Annotated in this window: 14 protein-coding genes; 6 read left to right on the top strand and 8 right to left on the bottom strand. The window is 71.0% G+C overall.

Translation table 11 applies throughout. The annotated features are described in order from the left end of the window. Positions 1 to 9 precede the first annotated feature (9 nt). Genes iolD through iolC form a run of 4 tightly spaced genes read right to left on the bottom strand, consistent with a single transcriptional unit; the run spans position 10 to position 4,625 of the window. The gene (gene iolD, locus OG522_RS24255; protein ID WP_329467716.1) at positions 10 to 1,899 is read right to left on the bottom strand and encodes a 3D-(3,5/4)-trihydroxycyclohexane-1,2-dione acylhydrolase (decyclizing); all 1,890 of its coding nucleotides are present in this window, start codon (positions 1,897 to 1,899) and stop codon (positions 10 to 12) included. Next, positions 1,890 to 2,705 carry a 5-deoxy-glucuronate isomerase gene (gene iolB / locus OG522_RS24250; protein WP_329465104.1) on the bottom strand — a complete coding sequence of 272 codons (816 nt, stop codon included), beginning with the start codon at positions 2,703 to 2,705 and terminating at the stop codon, positions 1,890 to 1,892. Before iolB ends, iolD begins: the two co-directional genes overlap by 10 nt. A 16-nt stretch (positions 2,706 to 2,721) precedes the next feature. Further along, entirely contained in the window at positions 2,722 to 3,609 is an 888-nt protein-coding gene (locus OG522_RS24245) for a Cgl0159 family (beta/alpha)8-fold protein (protein WP_329465103.1), read from the bottom strand. Further along, on the bottom strand, positions 3,606 to 4,625 hold the full coding sequence (gene iolC, locus OG522_RS24240) for a 5-dehydro-2-deoxygluconokinase (protein WP_329465102.1): 1,020 nt from the start codon (positions 4,623 to 4,625) through the stop codon (positions 3,606 to 3,608). Before iolC ends, OG522_RS24245 begins: the two co-directional genes overlap by 4 nt. Positions 4,626 to 4,758: 133 nt before the next feature. Here iolC and OG522_RS24235 point away from each other — a divergent pair, with 133 nt between their 5' ends. The 4 genes from OG522_RS24235 to OG522_RS24220 all read left to right on the top strand — a co-directional run bounded on the left by OG522_RS24235 (position 4,759) and on the right by OG522_RS24220 (position 8,881). Further along, positions 4,759 to 5,661, top strand: coding sequence for a sugar phosphate isomerase/epimerase family protein (locus tag OG522_RS24235; protein WP_329465101.1), 903 nt, complete (start codon positions 4,759 to 4,761; stop codon positions 5,659 to 5,661). A gap of 296 nt (positions 5,662 to 5,957) precedes the next feature. After that, on the top strand, positions 5,958 to 6,161 hold the full coding sequence (locus tag OG522_RS24230) for a helix-turn-helix transcriptional regulator (RefSeq protein WP_329465100.1): 204 nt from the start codon (positions 5,958 to 5,960) through the stop codon (positions 6,159 to 6,161). Positions 6,162 to 6,323: 162 nt separating this feature from the next. Next, positions 6,324 to 6,569: a heavy-metal-associated domain-containing protein gene (locus tag OG522_RS24225; RefSeq protein WP_329465099.1), complete on the top strand. Its 246-nt coding sequence runs from the start codon at positions 6,324 to 6,326 to the stop codon at positions 6,567 to 6,569. Positions 6,570 to 6,571: 2 nt separating this feature from the next. Next, a complete protein-coding gene (locus OG522_RS24220) occupies positions 6,572 to 8,881 on the top strand; it encodes a heavy metal translocating P-type ATPase (RefSeq protein ID WP_329465098.1) in 2,310 nt (769 codons plus the stop codon). 361 nt (positions 8,882 to 9,242) lie between these two features. Here the strand turns inward: OG522_RS24220 and OG522_RS24215 are convergent, their stop codons facing one another. Both OG522_RS24215 and recD2 read right to left on the bottom strand, forming a co-directional pair. Further along, complete coding sequence (locus tag OG522_RS24215) at positions 9,243 to 10,541, bottom strand: citrate synthase (protein WP_329465097.1); 1,299 nt, start codon at positions 10,539 to 10,541, stop codon at positions 9,243 to 9,245. A gap of 179 nt (positions 10,542 to 10,720) precedes the next feature. Next, on the bottom strand, positions 10,721 to 12,943 hold the full coding sequence (gene recD2, locus OG522_RS24210; RefSeq protein ID WP_329465096.1) for an SF1B family DNA helicase RecD2: 2,223 nt from the start codon (positions 12,941 to 12,943) through the stop codon (positions 10,721 to 10,723). A 742-nt stretch (positions 12,944 to 13,685) separates the two neighbouring features. On the opposite strand from recD2, the gene OG522_RS24205 reads away from it, so the two are divergent. Further along, a complete protein-coding gene (locus OG522_RS24205; RefSeq protein ID WP_329465095.1) occupies positions 13,686 to 14,798 on the top strand; it encodes a CapA family protein in 1,113 nt (370 codons plus the stop codon). Positions 14,799 to 14,865: 67 nt separating this feature from the next. Here the strand turns inward: OG522_RS24205 and OG522_RS24200 are convergent, their stop codons facing one another. After that, complete coding sequence (locus tag OG522_RS24200; protein ID WP_329465094.1) at positions 14,866 to 15,897, bottom strand: alpha/beta hydrolase; 1,032 nt, start codon at positions 15,895 to 15,897, stop codon at positions 14,866 to 14,868. Between the two features lie 70 nt (positions 15,898 to 15,967). Between OG522_RS24200 and OG522_RS24195 the strand changes: the two genes are divergently transcribed. Then, a complete protein-coding gene (locus OG522_RS24195) occupies positions 15,968 to 16,459 on the top strand; it encodes a MarR family winged helix-turn-helix transcriptional regulator (protein ID WP_329465093.1) in 492 nt (163 codons plus the stop codon). Positions 16,460 to 16,585: 126 nt separating this feature from the next. Here the strand turns inward: OG522_RS24195 and OG522_RS24190 are convergent, their stop codons facing one another. Beyond that, on the bottom strand, positions 16,586 to 17,626 hold the full coding sequence (locus OG522_RS24190) for a LacI family DNA-binding transcriptional regulator (protein ID WP_329465092.1): 1,041 nt from the start codon (positions 17,624 to 17,626) through the stop codon (positions 16,586 to 16,588). Between the last annotated feature and the right edge of the window lie 180 nt (positions 17,627 to 17,806).

The following is a 17,806-nucleotide window of genomic DNA, read 5'->3' as shown; positions in this document are numbered from 1 at the left end:
AGTGCTCCTTCACAGATGGCGGCGTCGGGCGGTGACGTGCCGTTCGTACTCCTCGCGGGCCTCGACCGCCGACGTTCGGGTCGCTGTCTCGGCCACGGGCACATCCCACCATGCCTGGGCCGGGGGCGGCCCCGACACAGTGTCGGGCGTTTCGGTCTCCACGTAGACACATGTGGGCACGTCGGCCTGACGTGCTTGGGCCAGGGCTTCTCGCAGGTCACGCACGGTTTTGGGGCGCAGGACCCGCATCCCGAGCGAGGCCGCGTTGGCCGCCAGGTCGACGGGCAGCGGATCGCCGCCGTACGTCCCGTCCGCCGCGCGGAACCGGTACGCCGTGCCGAACCGCTCACCCCCCACCGCGTCCGAGAGCCCGCCGATCGAGGCGTACCCGTAGTTCTGGAGGATCACCACCTTGATGGGGATGTTCTCCTGCACCGCGGTGACGATCTCGGTGGGATTCATCAGATACGTACCGTCGCCGACCAGCGCCCATACCGGCCGCCCGGGTGCCGCGAGGGCGACGCCGATGGCCGCCGGGATCTCGTAGCCCATGCACGAGTAGCCGTATTCGACGTGGTACTGGTCGCGCGAGCGGGTCCGCCACAGTTTGTGCAGGTCGCCGGGGAGCGACCCCGCCGCGTTGATCAGGATGTCGTCCCCGGTGACCAACGTGTCGAGTGCGCCGAGGACTTGAGCCTGGGTGGGGCGGGCGTCGTCGGATGCCGCCGCGTAGGCGGCACCGACCCGCGCTTCCCACGCCGTCTTGAGCCGCGCGCACTCGGCCTCGTATGAGGCCGGTACGCGGTGGCCTCGCAGCGCCTCGTGCAGCGCGGTCAGTCCGGTGCGGGCGTCGCCGACCAGTTGCCGACCGCCCATCTTGTGCGCGTCGGCGGGCCTGATGTTGAGGTTGATGAAGCGGACGGCGGGGTTCTGGAACAGGGTCGAGGAGGCGGTGGTGAAGTCGGTCCAGCGGGTGCCGACGCCGAGCACCACATCGGCACCGCGGGCCAGTTCGTCGGCGGCGGCCGTGCCGGTGTGGCCGATGCCGCCGACATCACGGGGATGGTCGTGATCGAGGGCACCCTTGCCCGCCTGGGTGCTCGCCACCGGGATGCCGGTGTCCTCGGCGAGCCGGCCGAGGACTTCCTGAGCACCGGCGTGCCGGACCCCTCCGCCGACGACGATCAGGGGACGGGCGGCTTCCTGCAACTCCCTTACTGCCAGGGTCAGTTCATCGGGGTCGACGGCCGGAGAGCGGATCGGCCAGACCCGCTCCCGGAAGAAGTCCTCCGGCCAGTCGTACGCCTCCGCCTGGACGTCCTGCGGCAGTGCGAGGGTCACCGCGCCCGTGTTCGCCGGGTCGGTGAGCACGCTCATCGCGTTCAGTGCGGCCGGGATCAGCGCCTCGGGGCGGGCCACGCGGTCGAAGTAACGGGACACCGGGCGCAGGCAGTCGTTGACCGACACATCGCCCGCGTACGGGACTTCGAGCTGCTGGAGCACCGGGTCGGCGGGACGGCTGGCGAAGGTGTCGCCTGGCAGGAGCAGCACCGGGATGTGGTTGACGGTGGCCAGCGCCGCGCCCGTGACCAGGTTGGTGGCGCCGGGGCCGATCGAGGTGGTCACGGCGTGCGCGGAGAGCCGGTCGCGCTGGCGGGCGTAGCCGACGGCCGCGTGCACCATGGCCTGCTCGTTGCGGCCCTGGAGGTACGGCATGTTGTCCGGCCCGGATTCGAGCAGCGCCTGCCCGACCCCGGCGACGTTCCCGTGCCCGAAGATGCCCCAAGTGGCTGCGATCAGGCGGTGGTTGACGCCGTCGCGCGAGGTGTACTGGCGGGCCAGGAAGGCGATCAGCGCCTGCGCGGTGGTGAGTCGACGCGTCGTAGCGGTCACCGGTATCCCTCCACGTGATCAGGGTGGAAGGAGATCTTCCACTCCCGTTCCTGCCCGGGTCCCGCCATGACGTTCAGGTAGTACATGGCGTTGCCCGGCTGGGCGATCGAGGGCCCGTGCCAGCCGTTGGGCACGAGGACCGCGTCGCCGGTGCGGACCTCGGCGAGCAGCTCGGCGCCGTTTTCGCGGGACGGCGAGACGCGCTGGTAGCCGTAGCCGTCCGGGCGCTCGAACTCGAAGTAGTAGATCTCCTCCAGCTCGCTCTCGCGGCCCGGCCGCCGTTCGTCGTGCTTGTGTGGCGGGTACGAGGACCAGTTGCCGCCGGGCGTGATCACCTCCACGGCGATCAGCCGGTCGCATACGAAGGCGTCGGCGGAGGCGAAGTTGCGCACCGTACGGGAACAGTTCCCGGTGCCCCGGGTTTCGACGGGCACCTCCGGCGCGGGGCCGTGGCGAGCGGGGAGTCGTCGCTCGCACCGCGCTCCTGCCAGCGCGAAACGGCCGCCCGCGCCGGAGGCGATCTGGGTGTGCGCGTCACGCGGCACATAGGCGAAGTCGGTGGCGCCCTCGAACACGCTCTTCCTGCCGAGCAGTTCGACGGTCGTGTCGTCGGTGTGCACAATGCAGCCGCCGCTGAGCGGCACCACGAGCCACTCGCTGTCGCCGGCGGCCAGCAGGTGCGAGCCGCCGGGCGGCAGTTCGAGCACCCGCAGGCAGGAGTAGCTCCAGCCGGCCCGCCCGGGGTCGATGTCGACGGCGTACGCGTCCCGGGCGGCGGACCCGGCCCGTACGAGCAGTTCCTGGTGATCCATGTCCGATCACTACCCCCTACAGCAGTCCGACGGCGGTATCGACGGCCGCCGCCACATCGCCGTCGGCCGGATAGAGCAGCGAGCGGCCCGCCACCAGTCCCTGCACGGTGGGCAGCTGAAGCGCTCCGCGCCACTTCTCGAAGGCGGCGTCCTGGTCGTCCCCTATGTCGCCGCCGAGCAGCACCGCGGGCAGCGTACTGGTGGCCATGACCGCGGCCATGTCGTCGGGGTTCTCGGTGACGGGCACCTTCAGCCAGGTGTACGCGGAGGTGCCGGCCAGGCCCGAGGCGATGGCGATGGACCGGGTGACGGCCTCGGCGGACAGGTCGTTGCGGATCCGGCCGCCCTGCCGACGGCAGATGAACGGCTCGACGAACACCGGGAGTTGACGCTCGGCCATCTCGTCGACGGCGCGGGCGGCCGCGTGCAGCGTGGTGAGCGAGCCGGGGTCCTCGTAGTCAATCCTGAGCAGCAGTTTGCCCGCGTCGAAACCGAGCCGGTCAAGGTCCTGGGCGCGGTGGCCGGTGAACCGGTCGTCCAGTTCGAAGGCGGCCCCGGCGAGTCCACCACGGTTCATCGAGCCGACCACGACCTTGTCCTCAAGGGCGCCGAGCAGCAGCAGGTCCTCCAGGATGTCGGCGCTGGCGAGCACTCCGTCGACGCCGGGCCGCGAAAGCGCGAGGCGAAGCCGGTCCAGGAGGTCGCCCCGGTCGGCCATGGCGAGCCCGTTGGCGCCGACGCCGAGCGCGCCCCGGGCCGGATGGTCGGCGGCGATCACCATCAGCCGCGCGCCGTCGCCGCGCAGCAGCGGTCTGCGGGCGCGCCGGGCGGCCGCCTCGGCGACGGCCTCGGGGTGGCGGGCCCGGATCAGGGCGAGCTGGGCGGGCCCGGTGTCCGCGGTCATGCCCGGCCGCCTTCCAGGACGCGCTCGACCTCGGCGGGGTACGGCATCGCGGAGGAGCAGGCGAGCCGGGACGCCACGATGGCCCCGGCGGCGTTCGCGTACCGCATCACGCGCTCCAACTCCCAGCCCGCGAGCAGCCCGTGACACAGCGCCCCGCCGAACGCGTCGCCCGCGCCGAGCCCGTTGACCACGTCGACCGGTACGGGCGGCACCTCGGCGACGGTGCCGTCGCGGTGCAGGGCGAGCACGCCCTTGGGCCCCTGCTTGACGACGGCGAGCTCGACGCCGGCGGCCAGCAGCGCCTCGGCCGCGGCCCGCGGCTCCCGGATGCCGGTGGCCACCTCGCACTCGTCGACGTTGCCCACGGCGACGGTGGCGTGGCGCAGGGCCTCGCGGTAGTGGGGTCCCGGGGCGTCGCCGTCCCAGAACATGGGCCGCCAGTCGAGATCGAACACGGTGATCGGCGCGGATCCAGTCTCTGGGCGTCCCCCCTGCGCGAGGTCCTGGGAGGAGTTCAAGGAATCGGATCGTGCCCGCAGCGCCGCCAGCGTCGCCGTGCGGCTGGGATCGGCGCACAGCCCGGTACCGGTCACCCAGAAGATCCGCGCCGCCCGGATCGCGGCAAGGTCCAACTCCCCTTCCCGCACCTCCAGATCCGGCGCCTTCGGCAACCGGTAGAAGTACAGCGGGAAGTCGTCCGGTGGAAACACCTCGCAGAAGGTGACCGGCGTGGGCAGCCCGTCCACGGACGTGACCCAGCGCGCGTCCACCCCGAACTCGCCGAGTTCCGTACGGAGGTACTCGCCGAAGGGGTCGCGCCCGGTGCGGGTGATGAGGGCGGTGCGGCGGCCGAGCCGGGCCGCGGCGACGGCCACGTTGGAGGGGGAGCCGCCGAGGAACTTGCCGAACGAGGTGACCCGCGCCAGCGACACCCCGGTCTGGAGGGGGTAGAGGTCGACCCCGATCCGGCCCATCGTGATCAGGTCGTACGCAGTGCCATACGGAGCCTCGTCCATGCACGTCCCCTCGGGTCGCCGGGTCGCCGGTGCCCCCAGGTCTAGCGGCCTCCTCCCCACCCTGTCAATCTTTTGTCCTTACATTCGGACGTCGCCTTGACACTCGTCCGGCGCCCCCGGAAGGCTGGCCCCCATGACGACGGCGAAGACCCGCATCCGGATCGGCTCGGCCCCCGACTCCTGGGGCGTCTGGTTCCCCGACGACCCCCGCCAAGTCCCTTGGCAGCGCTTCCTGGACGAGGTCGCGGAGGCGGGCTACGGATGGATCGAGCTCGGACCGTACGGCTATCTCCCCACCGATCCCGTGCGGCTCGCCGAGGAGACGGGCAAGCGCGAGCTGCGGGTCTCCGCCGGGACCGTCTTCACCGGGCTGCACCACGGCCCCGCGGTCTGGGACAAGACCTGGGCGCACGTGTCCGAGGTGGCCGCGCTGACCCGGGCCACCGGCGCCGGACACCTCGTCGTCATCCCGTCCTTCTGGCGCGACGACAAGACCGGCGCGGTTCTGGAGGACAGCACCCTGACCGCCACGCAGTGGCGTGATCTGGCCGGTCAGACCGAGCGCCTCGCCCGCGAGCTGCGGGACCTGTTCGGCCTGCGGATCGTGGTGCACCCGCACGCCGACACGCACATCGACAGCGAGGAGAACGTGGCCCGCTTCCTGGACGCCACCGACCCGGACCTGGTGAACCTGTGCCTGGACACCGGGCACTACGCCTACTGCGGCGGCGACAGCGTGAAGCTGATCGAGACGTACGGGGAGCGGATCGGCTACCTCCACCTCAAGCAGGTCGATCCCGAGGTGCTGGCCCAGGTGCGCGCCGAGGAGCTGCCGTTCGGGCCCGCGGTCGCCCGCGGCGTGATGTGCGAACCGCCGTCGGGGGTGCCCGCCCTCGAACCCGTACTGGCGGCCGCCCAGGCCCTGGACGTCAACCTGTTCGCGATCGTCGAGCAGGACATGTACCCGTGCGAGCCGGACCGGCCGCTGCCCGTCGCCGAGCGCACCCGCGCCTTCCTCCGTTCCTGCGGGGCCTGACCCGCCGCTCGGCATCGCCGCCGGCCGGGCCGGTGCGCGCGGGCCTCGCGGGCGATGGCCGAGCTCACCCGTTTGCCCCAACCCCCCTCTTCATCACGCCTGTTACAAGGTTCCCGCTCTCGTCACACATGTCTCCATTACGCGGGGCTTGCGTCACAGACGGCCAACAGGCGCTCCCCTCGCATCACTCTCTGTCGTTGAGCGGGCACAGGCTCAGTGATCGCCAAGCGTTCACGCCGCGGCTCCCCCGACGACCTTCAGGCCGCCGCTGCGGCGCACGCAGGGAGGTGCCCCTCATGACCGACCGAAGGCTCTGGTCGTACAAGGAGATCGCCGCGCACATCCGGGTACAGCCGGACACGGTTCGCTCCTATCGAAAACACGGGCTCCTGCCCGCCCCCGACCTCATCGAGAACGGCAAGCCGTACTGGTTCGCGGACACGATCCGGGTGTGGGTCGCCCGCCGCCCCGGCAACCGCGGCCGCAGAGGAGGGGACTGAGCGGGCGGCGGGTCGCTGTCAGTGCGCCGAAGCGAGCCACGCGGCATCCGATAGTCGCCATGTACCCCCAGGGGGTATACAGTGGAGACCCTCGGGGCGCACGGTTTTCTTCCGGCTCCCTGATGCACCATGGATCCGTAAGCCCGCGAAGAGGAGAACGCCATGACTGCCGAGACCCAGACCCCCGCCGCGACCGACGTCACCACCGTCTACAAGGTCTCCGGCATGAGCTGCGGTCACTGCGAGGGGGCGGTGTCCGGCGAGATCTCCGAGATCGAGGGCGTCACCTCGGTGAAGGCCGTCGCCTCCACCGGCGAGGTCACCGTGATCTCGGCCGCCCCCCTCGACGAGGAGGCGGTACGCGCGGCGATCGACGAGGCGGGCTTCGAACTCGTCGGCCTGGCCTGACCATGCAAACCCCCGGCTCCGTTCAGCGGATCGAGCTCGCCATCGGCGGGATGACCTGCGCGTCCTGCGCGGCCCGCATCGAGAAGAAGCTGAACCGGATGCCGGGGGTGGAGGCGACGGTCAACTATGCGACGGAGAAGGCGCGGGTCACCTTCGACACCGCGGTGGCCGTACCGGACCTGATCACGACGGTGGTGAGAACGGGGTACACGGCCGAGCCCCTGGAGCCCCTTGGGCCCCTGGGCTCCGCCCGTGACCCCGGATCTCCGTCCGCGGACCGCGATCCGGTCGCGCCCGGCGAAATTCCAGCCTCCGCGGCGCCCGAGGAGCGGCGGCCGGGGGACGCGGCCACCGATTCGGTCGCCGCGCTCCGGCAGCGCCTCACCGTGTCGGCCGTCCTGTCCGTGCCCGTCGTCGTACTGGCGATGATCCCGGCGCTCCAGTTCGACAACTGGCAGTGGCTCTCCCTCACCCTGGCCGCTCCGGCCGTGGTCTGGGGCGGCCTGCCGTTCCACCGTGCCGCATGGACCAGCCTGCGCCACGGCGCCGCCACGATGGACACTCTCGTCTCCACCGGCACCCTCGCCGCGTTCGGCTGGTCCCTGTGGGCCCTGTTCTTCGGGACGGCCGGGACGCCGGGCATGCGCCACTCCTTCGAGTTCACCGCGAACCGCACCGACGCCGGCGGCACGATCTACCTCGAAGTCGCCTCGGGCGTCGTCACGTTCATCCTGCTGGGCCGGTATCTGGAGGCCCGCGCCAAGCGGAAGTCCGGTGCCGCGCTGCGCGAGTTGATGGAGCTGGGCGCCAAGGACGTGGCCGTGCGGCGCGACGGGGCCGAAGTGCGCGTCCCGGTGAGCCAGTTGCGTACCGGCGACCGTTTCGTCGTACGCCCCGGCGAGAAGGTGGCCACCGACGGCGTCGTCGTGGAGGGCGCATCGGCCGTCGACGTCTCGATGCTGACCGGGGAGTCCGTCCCGGTGGACGTGAGCGTCGGCGACCCGGTGACCGGCGCGACCGTGAACGTGGGCGGCCGCCTGGTGATCGAGGCGACCCGCGTCGGAGCGGACACCCAGCTCGCCCGCATGGCCCGCTTGGTGGAGGACGCCCAGAACGGCAAGGCCCAGGTCCAGCGCCTCGCCGACCGCATCGCCGCCGTGTTCGTGCCGGTGGTGCTCCTGATCGCGTCGGCCACCCTGGCCGGTTGGCTGCTGGTCACCGGCGACGCCACCGCCGCCTTCACCGCGGCCGTCGCCGTCCTGATCATCGCTTGCCCGTGCGCCCTTGGCCTGGCCACCCCGACCGCCCTGATGGTCGGCACGGGCCGGGGAGCCCAGCTCGGCATCCTGATCAAGGGGCCGGAGGTGCTGGAGTCGACCCGCCGGATCGACACCGTCGTGCTCGACAAGACGGGAACGGTCACCACCGGCCGCATGAGCCTGTACGAGATCCACCCCGCACAGGGCACCGACGAGAAGCAACTCCTGCGCCTGGCAGGGGCGTTGGAGCACTCCTCCGAGCATCCCATCGCCCGCGCGATCGCCGCCGGCGCCGAGGACCGGGCCGGGGTCCTGCCCGTCGCCGAGGACTTCCGTTCGCTGCCGGGCCGGGGCGCGGAGGGCGTCGTCGAGGGCCACCGGGTGTACGTGGGCCGGGACGCCGCGCTTGGTCTGCCGCCCGAGCTCGCCGCGGCCAAGAGCGCCGCCGAGGACCAGGGGCGTACGGCCGTCGTCGTCGCGTGGGACGGGGTGGCCCGGGGCGTGCTCACCGTGTCGGACACGGTGAAGGAGACCAGCGCGGAGGCCGTCGCCCGGCTCCGGTCGCTGGGCCTCGCGCCGGTGCTGCTCACCGGTGACCACCGGGCGGTCGCCGAGTCGGTGGCCGCGCAGGTCGGCATCGCGGAGGCCGATGTGTACGCGGATGTCCTGCCCGAGGACAAGGCCGCCGTGGTCGAGCACCTCCGGGCGCAGGGCCGCACGGTCGCCATGGTGGGGGACGGCGTCAACGACGCGGCCGCTCTCGCCGTCGCCGATCTGGGGCTGGCCATGGGCACCGGCACGGACGCGGCGATCGAGGCGGGCGATCTCACGCTCGTACGCGGTGACCTGCGGGTTGCCGCCGATGCGATCCGGCTGTCCCGGCGAACCCTGGCCACCATCAAAGGCAACCTTTTCTGGGCATTCGGCTACAACGTGGCCGCGGTGCCGCTGGCCGCCGCGGGCCTGCTGAACCCGATGATCGCGGGCGGGGCTATGGCGCTCTCGTCGGTGTTCGTGGTAACCAACAGCCTACGGTTGCGTTCCTTCACCTGACCTCCACAAAGAGATCTAGATCACAGAGGTTTTGAGGTAACCATCGGGAGGGGTCGGGAGTCTAAGTGGGCGATGCCACGGATGTCTTGGGGGACGTCCATGGAATGTCTTGGGGGACGTTCCAGGCAACGCGTTGGCCGGGGCACGTACATCGGGGAGCTTTGAGCGGCCCACCCGACTGGTACGTACCCCGGCAGACCGCCTAGACCCCCGGCTCGGATCCCGTGGGGGGAATCCGCACCGGGAAATGGGAAGCGCCCCGACTGCCGACCCGTGGGGGGATCGGCAGCGGGGCGCTTCTTCCTTCTCAACCCGCGTGGGCCCGAGGGTCAGCGACCTCCCGGACCCCCAGCAATCCGGGTCAGCGACCCTCGACCGGCACGAAGTCGCGCAGCACTTCGCCCGTGTAGATCTGGCGCGGGCGGCCGATGCGGGATCCCGGCTCCTTGATCATCTCGTGCCACTGGGCGATCCAGCCCGGCAGGCGCCCGAGCGCGAACAGGACCGTGAACATCTCGGTCGGGAAGCCCATGGCGCGGTAGATCAGACCCGTGTAGAAGTCCACGTTCGGGTACAGGTTGCGCGAGACGAAGTAGTCGTCGCTCAGCGCGTGCTCTTCGAGCTTCAGCGCGATGTCGAGCAGCTCGTCGGACTTGCCGAGCGCGGAGAGGACGTCGTGCGCCGCGGCCTTGATAATCTTCGCGCGCGGGTCGAAGGACTTGTACACCCGGTGGCCGAAGCCCATCAGGCGGACGCCGTCCTCCTTGTTCTTCACCTTGCGGATGAAGGAGTCCACGTCGCCACCGTTGGCCTGGATGCCTTCCAGCATCTCCAGGACGGACTGGTTGGCGCCGCCGTGCAGGGGGCCCCACAGGGCGCTGATACCGGCGGAGATGGAGGCGAACATGTTCGCCTGCGACGAGCCGACCAGACGCACGGTGGAGGTCGAGCAGTTCTGCTCGTGGTCCGCGTGCAGGATGAGCAGCTTGTCGAGCGCCGAGACGACGACCGGGTCCAGCTCGTACTCCTGCGCCGGCACGGAGAACGTCATGCGCAGGAAGTTCTCGACGTAGCCGAGGTCGTTGCGCGGGTAGACGAAGGGGTGGCCGATCGACTTCTTGTACGCGTACGCCGCGATGGTCGGCAGCTTGGCGAGCAGCCGGATCGTGGAGAGGTTGCGCTGCTTCTCGTCGAACGGGTTGTGGCTGTCCTGGTAGAAGGTGGACAGTGCGGAGACCACCGAGGACAGCATCGCCATCGGGTGGGCGTCGCGCGGGAAGCCGTCGAAGAACCGCTTGACGTCCTCGTGCAGCAGCGTGTGCTGCGTGATCTCGCTCTTGAAGCTGGAGAGCTGGTCCACGGTCGGCAGCTCGCCGTTGATCAGCAGGTACGCGACCTCCACGAACGTGGAGCGCTCGGCGAGCTGCTCGATCGGGTACCCGCGGTAGCGCAGGATGCCCTGCTCGCCGTCCAGGTAGGTAATGGCGGATTTATAGGCGGCGGTGTTGCCGTATCCGCTGTCGAGGGTGACCAGACCGGTCTGGGCTCGGAGCTTCCCGATGTCGAAGCCCTTGTCGCCGACGGTGCTGTCGATCACCGGGTAGGTGTACTCGCCATCGCCGAACCGCAGTACTACAGCGTTGTTCGCGTTCTCGCTCACGTCATCCCTCACCGACGTAGTGCCTCTTCTTCGAGGTGCCCTGACTGTCTCTACCATCCCCCATTTGGCTCAGCAGAGTGCACTCGGGGTCGCCCATTGGGCTTATTCACGGCACTCAGTGCCGTCAACCTGCTCATCCTGCCCCGTTCGCCCCAGTTAGGAAAGTCCGGGGTGACGTTTCACACCAAAGTGCCCCCTGCCAGCCGGTGAGCGAGTGCGGTAAAGCGTCTGCCTGCGGAAACGGTACGCACCGCCTGGCCGATCGCCTTGCGGGACCCCACCAGGACGACGAGCTTCTTGGCTCGGGTCACCGCCGTGTAGAGCAGGTTGCGCTGGAGCATCATCCAGGCGCCGGTGGTGACGGGGATGACCACCGCCGGGTACTCGCTGCCCTGGGAGCGGTGGATCGTCACCGCGTACGCGTGCGCCAGCTCGTCCAGCTCGTCGAAGTCGTACGGCACCTCCTCGTCCTCGTCGGTCAGCACCGTCAGCCGCTGGTCGTCCAGGTTGAGCGAAGTGACCACGCCGACGGTGCCGTTGAAGACGCCGTTCTTGCCCTTCTCGTAATTGTTGCGAATCTGGGTGACCTTGTCGCCCACGCGGAAGACTCTTCCACCGAATCTCTTCTCCGGGAGGTCGGGCCTGGCGGGTGTGATGGCCTGCTGGAGAAGGCCGTTGAGGGTGCCGGCGCCGGCCGGCCCGCGGTGCATGGGGGCGAGCACCTGGATGTCGCGGCGCGGGTCGAGCCCGAACTTCGCCGGGATGCGGCGGGCGGCCACGTCCACGGTGAGCCGCCCCGCGTCCTCCGTCTCCTCCGCCACGAAGAGGAAGAAGTCATCGAGGCCCGAAGTGAGCGGCTGTGTACCGGAGTTGATGCGGTGGGCGTTGGTGACGACACCGGACTGCTGGGCCTGCCGGAAGATCCGGGTCAGCCGCACGTTCGGCACCGGCCCGCCCTCGGCGAGCAGATCGCGCAGCACCTCTCCCGCGCCGACCGACGGCAACTGGTCGACGTCGCCGACCATCAGCAGATGGGCGCCGGGCGCCACCGCCTTCACGAGCTTGTTGGCGAGCAGCAGGTCGAGCATGGACGCCTCGTCCACGACGACGAGGTCGGCGTCGAGCGGCCGGTCCTTGTCGTACGCCGCGTCGCCGCCCGGTTTCAGTTCGAGCAGGCGGTGCACGGTGGAGGCCTCCGCGCCGGTCAGCTCGGCCAGGCGCTTGGCGGCCCGGCCGGTCGGCGCGGCGAGCACCACCTTGGCCTTCTTGGCGCGGGCCAGCTCCACCACGGAGCGAACCGTGAAGGACTTGCCGCAGCCGGGGCCGCCGGTGAGCACGGCGACCTTGCTGGTCAGGGCCAGTTTGACGGCTTCCTGCTGCTCGGGCGCGAGCTCGGCCCCGGTCCGCCCGGCAAGCCAGCCGAGCGCCTTGTCCCAGTCGACGTCGCCGAACCCCGGCATGCGGTCCTCGCTGGTCCGCAGCAACCGGCCGACCTGGGCGGCGAGGGAGAGTTCGGCGCGGTGGAACGGCACGAGGTAGACGGCCGTGACGGGCTCGCCCCCGTCCGGCCCCGGCACCTTCTCCCGGACGGCGCCCTCCTCGGCGACGAGATCGGCCAGGCACTCGATGACGAGACCGGTGTCGACCTGGAGCAGCTTCACCGAGTCGGCGATCAGTCGCTCCTCGGGCAGAAAGCAGTGACCCTGGTCGGTGGACTGGGACAGCGCGTACTGCAGGCCCGCCTTGACGCGCTCCGGGCTGTCGTGCGGGATGCCGACGGCCTGGGCGATGCGGTCGGCGGTGAGGAAGCCGATGCCCCAGACGTCGGCGGCGAGCCGGTAGGGCTGGTTCTTGACGACGGAGATCGACGCGTCGCCGTACTTCTTGTAGATGCGCACGGCGATGGAAGTGGAGACGCCGACGCCCTGGAGGAAGACCATGACCTCCTTGATGGCCTTCTGCTCCTCCCAGGCGGCGCCGATCATCTTCGTACGCTTCGGCCCGAGCCCCGGCACCTCGACCAGCCGCTTCGGCTCCTTCTCGATGATGTCGAGGGTGTCCACGCCGAAGTGCTCGGTGATCCGGTCGGCGATACGGGGGCCGATGCCCTTGATGAGGCCGGAGCCGAGGTAGCGGCGGATGCCCTGGATGGTGGCGGGCAGGACGGTCGTGTAGTTCTCCACCGTGAACTGCTTGCCGTACTGGGGGTGCGACCCCCAGCGGCCCTCCATGCGCAGCGACTCGCCCGGCTGCGCGCCGAGCAGCGAGCCGACCACCGTCAGAAGGTCACCGCCGCCCCGGCCGGTGTCGACGCGCGCGACGGTATAGCCGCTCTCCTCGTTGGCGTACGTGATCCGCTCAAGGACCCCCTCCAGCACCGCCGCACCCGACTCATTGGACATACCCCGACGCTACCGCCCAGGTGTGACAACACGGTCCGGTGCAGGGGCAGTCGGGACTACGCGAACGAACGGAGCGGACGGAGCGGCTTGCGCGGCTTGAATGGTTTGCGCGGCTTGCGCGGCTTGCGCTGATACGTGGCCGAGCATGCCGGGCGGGCGCTGGGGTGGCCGGCTGGACCCGGGGTGGCCGGGTGGAGCGAGCGCGGCCCGGCGGACCCGGCGGACCCGGCGGACCCGGCGGACCCGGCGGACCCGGCGGACCCGGCGGCGATGGTGGCCCCGTACGGCGGGGCGAACTCAAGGGGGCCCGGTCCGTCGACCGGGCCCCGCTGATTTCCCTCCCTGTCAGCGCTTCCCGAAATCCCCCCGGATCCCTCCCCTGAAGCCCTGACGCCACTTAGACCTCCGTCACCGCGGAAGGGTTGCACGACTGCGGGCAGTAATTTTTCCGGAATCCAGGCGTGAGGTTGAGCGACCACCAACGGGCGGCCGCCCGCACCACCCCGGGCGTCCCGCCGCAAGCAACCGCACCACCCACCCGGCCGCCCCACCGCGGACAGCCGCGCCATCCACCCGACCGGCCCGCCGCAGGCGCCCGCACCACCCACCGGCCCGGCAGCCGCCGGCGAAGCCTCAACCACCCACCGGTCGCTCAGCCTCGTGAGCGGGCAGAACGGGCGGGCGGGTGGGCAAGCACACCCTCCCCAACCGACTCGCACACCCGCACGAATACCCTGGGCCGATGCCCCGCCCCGCCGCCGCCCAGGCATCCGTGCTGGTCCTCGCCGCCCTGCTGACCTCCGCGGGGTGCTCGACCGCCCCCGCCTCCGGCAAGCCCGCTCCGCCCGCCTCCGCGAACCCGGTCGCGGCCGCCGAGCCGGACGTCACCGCCGGGCCCACCCCGGACCTCCCGCCCGGCACCATCACCCTCGCCTTCGGCGGCGACGTGCACTTCACCGAGCGCACCGCGCCCCGCATCAACGGCACCCCGGCCGACCCGGCCCTCGGCCCGATATCCCGCACCGTCGCGACCGCCGACTTCGCGATGGTCAACCTGGAGACCGCGATCACGACACGCGGCTCCGAGGAGCCGAAGAAGTACCACTTCCGCACCCCGCCCACCGCCTTGACCGCGCTCCAGAAGTCCGGCGTGGACGCGGTGTCGATGGCCAACAACCACGCCGTCGACTACGGGCCTGCGGGCCTCGCCGACACTCTCGACGCGGTGCACAACGCCCCCATCCCCGTACTCGGCATCGGGGCGAACGAAGCCGAGGCGTACCGCCCGTACGTCAAGGAGATCCGCGGGGTGAAGCTCGCGGTCGTCGCGGCGAGCCAGGTGCAGGACCTGACCAACGACAAGTTCCGCGCCGGGCCGAAGAAGCCGGGGATCGCCTCCGCGCTCGACCAGGCCAAGCTGGTCGCGGCGGTCAAGAAGGCGAAGGCCGAGGCCGATGTCGTCGTGGTCTACCTGCACTGGGGCACCGAGGGCCAGAGCTGCCCCGGCCCCGAACAGAAGTCCATCGCCGCGAAGTTGGCGGCGGCGGGCGCGACCGCCGTGGTTGGCACCCACGCCCACGTGATGCTCGGCTCCGGCATGCTGGGCACCTCGTACGTCAACTACGGCCTGGGGAACCTGCTTTGGTACGGCACCTCCCCCTACCCCCGCTCCAACGACAGCGGCATAGCCACCCTCACCATCACCCACGGCAAGGTCGTCAAGCAGGCCTTCACCCCGGCCGTGGTCGACAACCGGGGCGTCCCGATGCCCCAGCAGGGCGCGCAGGCGAAGGCCGTCACCGACCGCCTCGACTCCCTGCGCAAGTGCACGTCCCTGACCCAGGGCCCCCGTTAGCGATCGGCGGCAGCCGACCCGGCATCCGCGGGCGACCGCTCGGGCAGGCGGAGGGTGCGACCCACGTTCAGCCCGTGGTCACCAAAGCCAACCGGCCCGCACGACCCGCAGCGCCTACGCGGTCCGCACCGCCTGCCCCACCCGCACGGACCCGCTGCACCAGAAACAGCGCCGCCCGGTCCAGCGCCTCGTCGGCCTCGTCGAGAACACCGGTGTACGCCTGGAACACGTGCGGCACACCGGCGGTGACGTCGAGGACCACGTCCACCCCGGCCGCCTCAGCCCGCGCGGCCAGGCGTGTCGAGTCGTCCAGGAGCATTTCGTTGGTGCCCACCTGGAGGAGCATCGGCGGGAACCCGGTCAGGTCGGCGAGGACGGCCGGGCTGAGCAGGGGCTGGTGCGGGTCCTGCCCCGCGACGTACATCGCTCCGGTGTGATCCAGGCCTTCGCGCGTGAAGATCGGGTCGACGCCCGCCTTGGTGTCCATACTCCGCCCCGTCCGGGTGGCGTCGAGCCCGGCGGAGAACCCGAGGATCCCGGCGGGCAGCGGAAGACCCGCGTCCCGGGCGGCCAGCGCGGTCGTCACGGCGAGGCCGCCGCCCGCGGAGTCCCCGGCGAACACGATCGCCGAAGGGTCCTGCCCGCTGTCCAGTAGCGCGCGGTAGGCGTTCAGCGTGTCGTCGATCGCGGCCGGGAAGGGGTGCTCGGGGGCCAGCCGGTAGTCCACGGAGAAGGCCCGGAACCCGGTCCTGGCCACCAGACTCCCCGTCAGCGACAACGCGGTCCGGGGTGAGCCGAAGACAAAGCCGCCGCCATGGAAATAAAGGATGGTCGCGGCACGCGGACCGCCACCCCCGTACGAGCCATGCCCCACACCCGCCCCGCCGACCGCGTCCCGCCCGCCGTCCCCCTCGGCCCGCTCCACCAGCAGCGCGGGACGGCCTCCGAGTTCCGTCTCCGTGGTGCGGATGCCCGCCGGGACGATCATTTCCGCCATCATCACGCTGAACCCGGCGCGCATCGCCGCGACCGGCTGGGGCCCCGCGGGCCGCCATTGCCGCAGCATTGCGTCGATCTTCGTACGCTGTTCCTTGCTCATGCCGAACCCCCACCGCTCGCAGTCGCACCCGCCGATACCGGCGTAAGTAGATTCCACTACACTATATGCCATGGCATCTAAATCTCAACGGGAAGCAGCGGAGGGCGGCGCCGTGGACCTCCCCGCGTTCTTCTCCGACCTCGTCCGGTGCGAGACGCGTCTCTACAACGCGCTGAGCGACAGCGTTCGCGAGCGACACGGGATCGTCCTGTCGCAGTACGAGTTCCTGAGCCATCTCCACGACCACCCCGGGTCGCGAGTGGCGGACCTCGCCGCCGAGTTCGCCATCGGCATCGGCGCGACCAGCAAGGGCATCGACCGGCTGGAGAAGCAGGGCTGGGTGGTCCGGCAGCCGAACCCGGCGGATCGCCGCTCGTCCTTGCTCGCGCTGACCGACGACGGCGTGGAGCTGGCCGAGGCTGCGAAGGCGACCTTCACCGAACGGCTGGCCGAGCTGCTCGCGGACGGACTCAAGACCTCCCCGCTCCAGCCCGTCGCGCAGGCCCTCGCGGAACTCCGCTCGGCACTGGAACGCGACCAGACCGGCACACCCACCGGCTGAACCACACCCCGGAAAGCGCCCCCACCCGGGGCGCCACCGCGGCCCCCACCAACCACCAAGCGGCCAGGCCGCCACCAGCGTCGGGCCGCCACCCCAGACCCACCCCACCTACCCCCGGAAAGCCCCCTACCCCCGGGGCGCCGCCGTGGAGCGCCGGACGATCAACTCCCCGTGCACCGTGGCGATTCCGCCCGGCGGGACCGCCTCCGCGCCGAGGGCCAGGCGGCCCGCCCGTACGCCCGCCTCGTACAGCGGCAGCCGTACGGTCGTGAGCGCGGGCACCGCGTCCGCGCTGAACGGCAGGTCCACGAACCCGGCGACCGAGACGTCCTCGGGGATGCGGAGCCCGCGGTCGCGCAGCGCCGCGCAGGCGCCGAGGGCCACTGTGTCGTTGGCGGCCACCACGGCCGTCAACTCCGGTTCCCGGCGCAGGAGTTCAAGGGTGGCGTCATATCCGGAGCGGCGGTCGTACGAGCTGTGCACCGTGAGGTGGTCCAGGCGGAGCCCGGCGGCCTCCAGGGCGGAGCGGTGTCCTTCCAGACGGTGCCGGGTCGTGGTGCGCTCGGGAGGCCCGGCGACGTAACCGATCCGCCGGTGACCGAGGCCGATGAGGTGCTCGGCCAGGCGCCTGCTGCCGCCCCGGTTGTCGAAGGCGAGGGTCGCGGTGACGCTGTCGCCGGGCAGCGGCGGCCGGCCGCACAGCACGATCCGGGTACCGGCATCGGCGAGCCGCGCGAGTTTCGCGCCGACGGCCGCCGTGTGATCGGGGTTCTCCAGGGCGCCGCCGGTCAGGATGACGGCGGCCGCGCGCTGGCGCTGGAGCAGGGTCAGATAGGTGAGTTCGCGCTCCGGCGAGCCCCCGGTGTTGCAGATGACGGACAGCTTCTCGCGGGCGCCGCGCTCCTCGCCGATCGCGGACTGGGCCGCGCCCGCCATGATCCCGAAGAACGGGTCGGCGATGTCGTTGACGAGTATGCCGACCAGGTCGGAGGTGGCCGCGGCGAGCGAACTCGCGGGGCCGTTCAGGACGTAGTCCAGCTCGTCCACGGCGCGCAGCACCCGTTCGCGGGTGGCCGCGGCGACCGGGTAGTTGCCGTTGAGGACGCGCGAGACGGTAGCCGGCGACACCCGGGCGCGGGCTGCCACATCCGCCAGGGTCGTTGTCATCTCTGCCTCCGAGCCGTTCGGCCGTTCCCGCTTTCAGCCTCTTGTCCGAGGCGCTGTGCGCAGGCTAGCGTCCTGCCCTGTAGAAAGCGCTTGCTATCTCGCTGTCCCGATTCCCCACTGTCGAACGTCCTCGACGCTCTCTACATCGACTGCCACAGACTCAGCGCAGCCCCGGAGGGA

This window comes from Streptomyces sp. NBC_01431, assembly GCF_036231355.1.
Classification (GTDB): domain Bacteria; phylum Actinomycetota; class Actinomycetes; order Streptomycetales; family Streptomycetaceae; genus Streptomyces.
Note: the sequence above shows the minus strand (reverse complement) of the source record. Positions and strands in the feature narration are given on the sequence as shown.

Bases quoted from the DNA above. Each gene is read 5' to 3' on its own strand.
- OG522_RS24235 (WP_329465101.1), top strand. From the start codon at position 4,759: ATGACGACGGCGAAGACCCGCATCCGGATCGGCTCGGCCCCCGACTCC.
- OG522_RS24245 (WP_329465103.1), bottom strand. From the start codon at position 3,609: ATGACCGCGGACACCGGGCCCGCCCAGCTCGCCCTGATCCGGGCCCGC.
- OG522_RS24220 (WP_329465098.1), top strand. From the start codon at position 6,572: ATGCAAACCCCCGGCTCCGTTCAGCGGATCGAGCTCGCCATCGGCGGG.
- OG522_RS24195 (WP_329465093.1), top strand. From the start codon at position 15,968: ATGGCATCTAAATCTCAACGGGAAGCAGCGGAGGGCGGCGCCGTGGAC.
- OG522_RS24205 (WP_329465095.1), top strand. From the start codon at position 13,686: ATGCCCCGCCCCGCCGCCGCCCAGGCATCCGTGCTGGTCCTCGCCGCC.
- recD2 (WP_329465096.1), bottom strand. From the start codon at position 12,943: ATGTCCAATGAGTCGGGTGCGGCGGTGCTGGAGGGGGTCCTTGAGCGG.
- OG522_RS24230 (WP_329465100.1), top strand. From the start codon at position 5,958: ATGACCGACCGAAGGCTCTGGTCGTACAAGGAGATCGCCGCGCACATC.
- OG522_RS24200 (WP_329465094.1), bottom strand. From the start codon at position 15,897: ATGAGCAAGGAACAGCGTACGAAGATCGACGCAATGCTGCGGCAATGG.
- iolC (WP_329465102.1), bottom strand. From the start codon at position 4,625: ATGGACGAGGCTCCGTATGGCACTGCGTACGACCTGATCACGATGGGC.
- OG522_RS24225 (WP_329465099.1), top strand. From the start codon at position 6,324: ATGACTGCCGAGACCCAGACCCCCGCCGCGACCGACGTCACCACCGTC.
- OG522_RS24190 (WP_329465092.1), bottom strand. From the start codon at position 17,626: ATGACAACGACCCTGGCGGATGTGGCAGCCCGCGCCCGGGTGTCGCCG.
- iolB (WP_329465104.1), bottom strand. From the start codon at position 2,705: ATGGATCACCAGGAACTGCTCGTACGGGCCGGGTCCGCCGCCCGGGAC.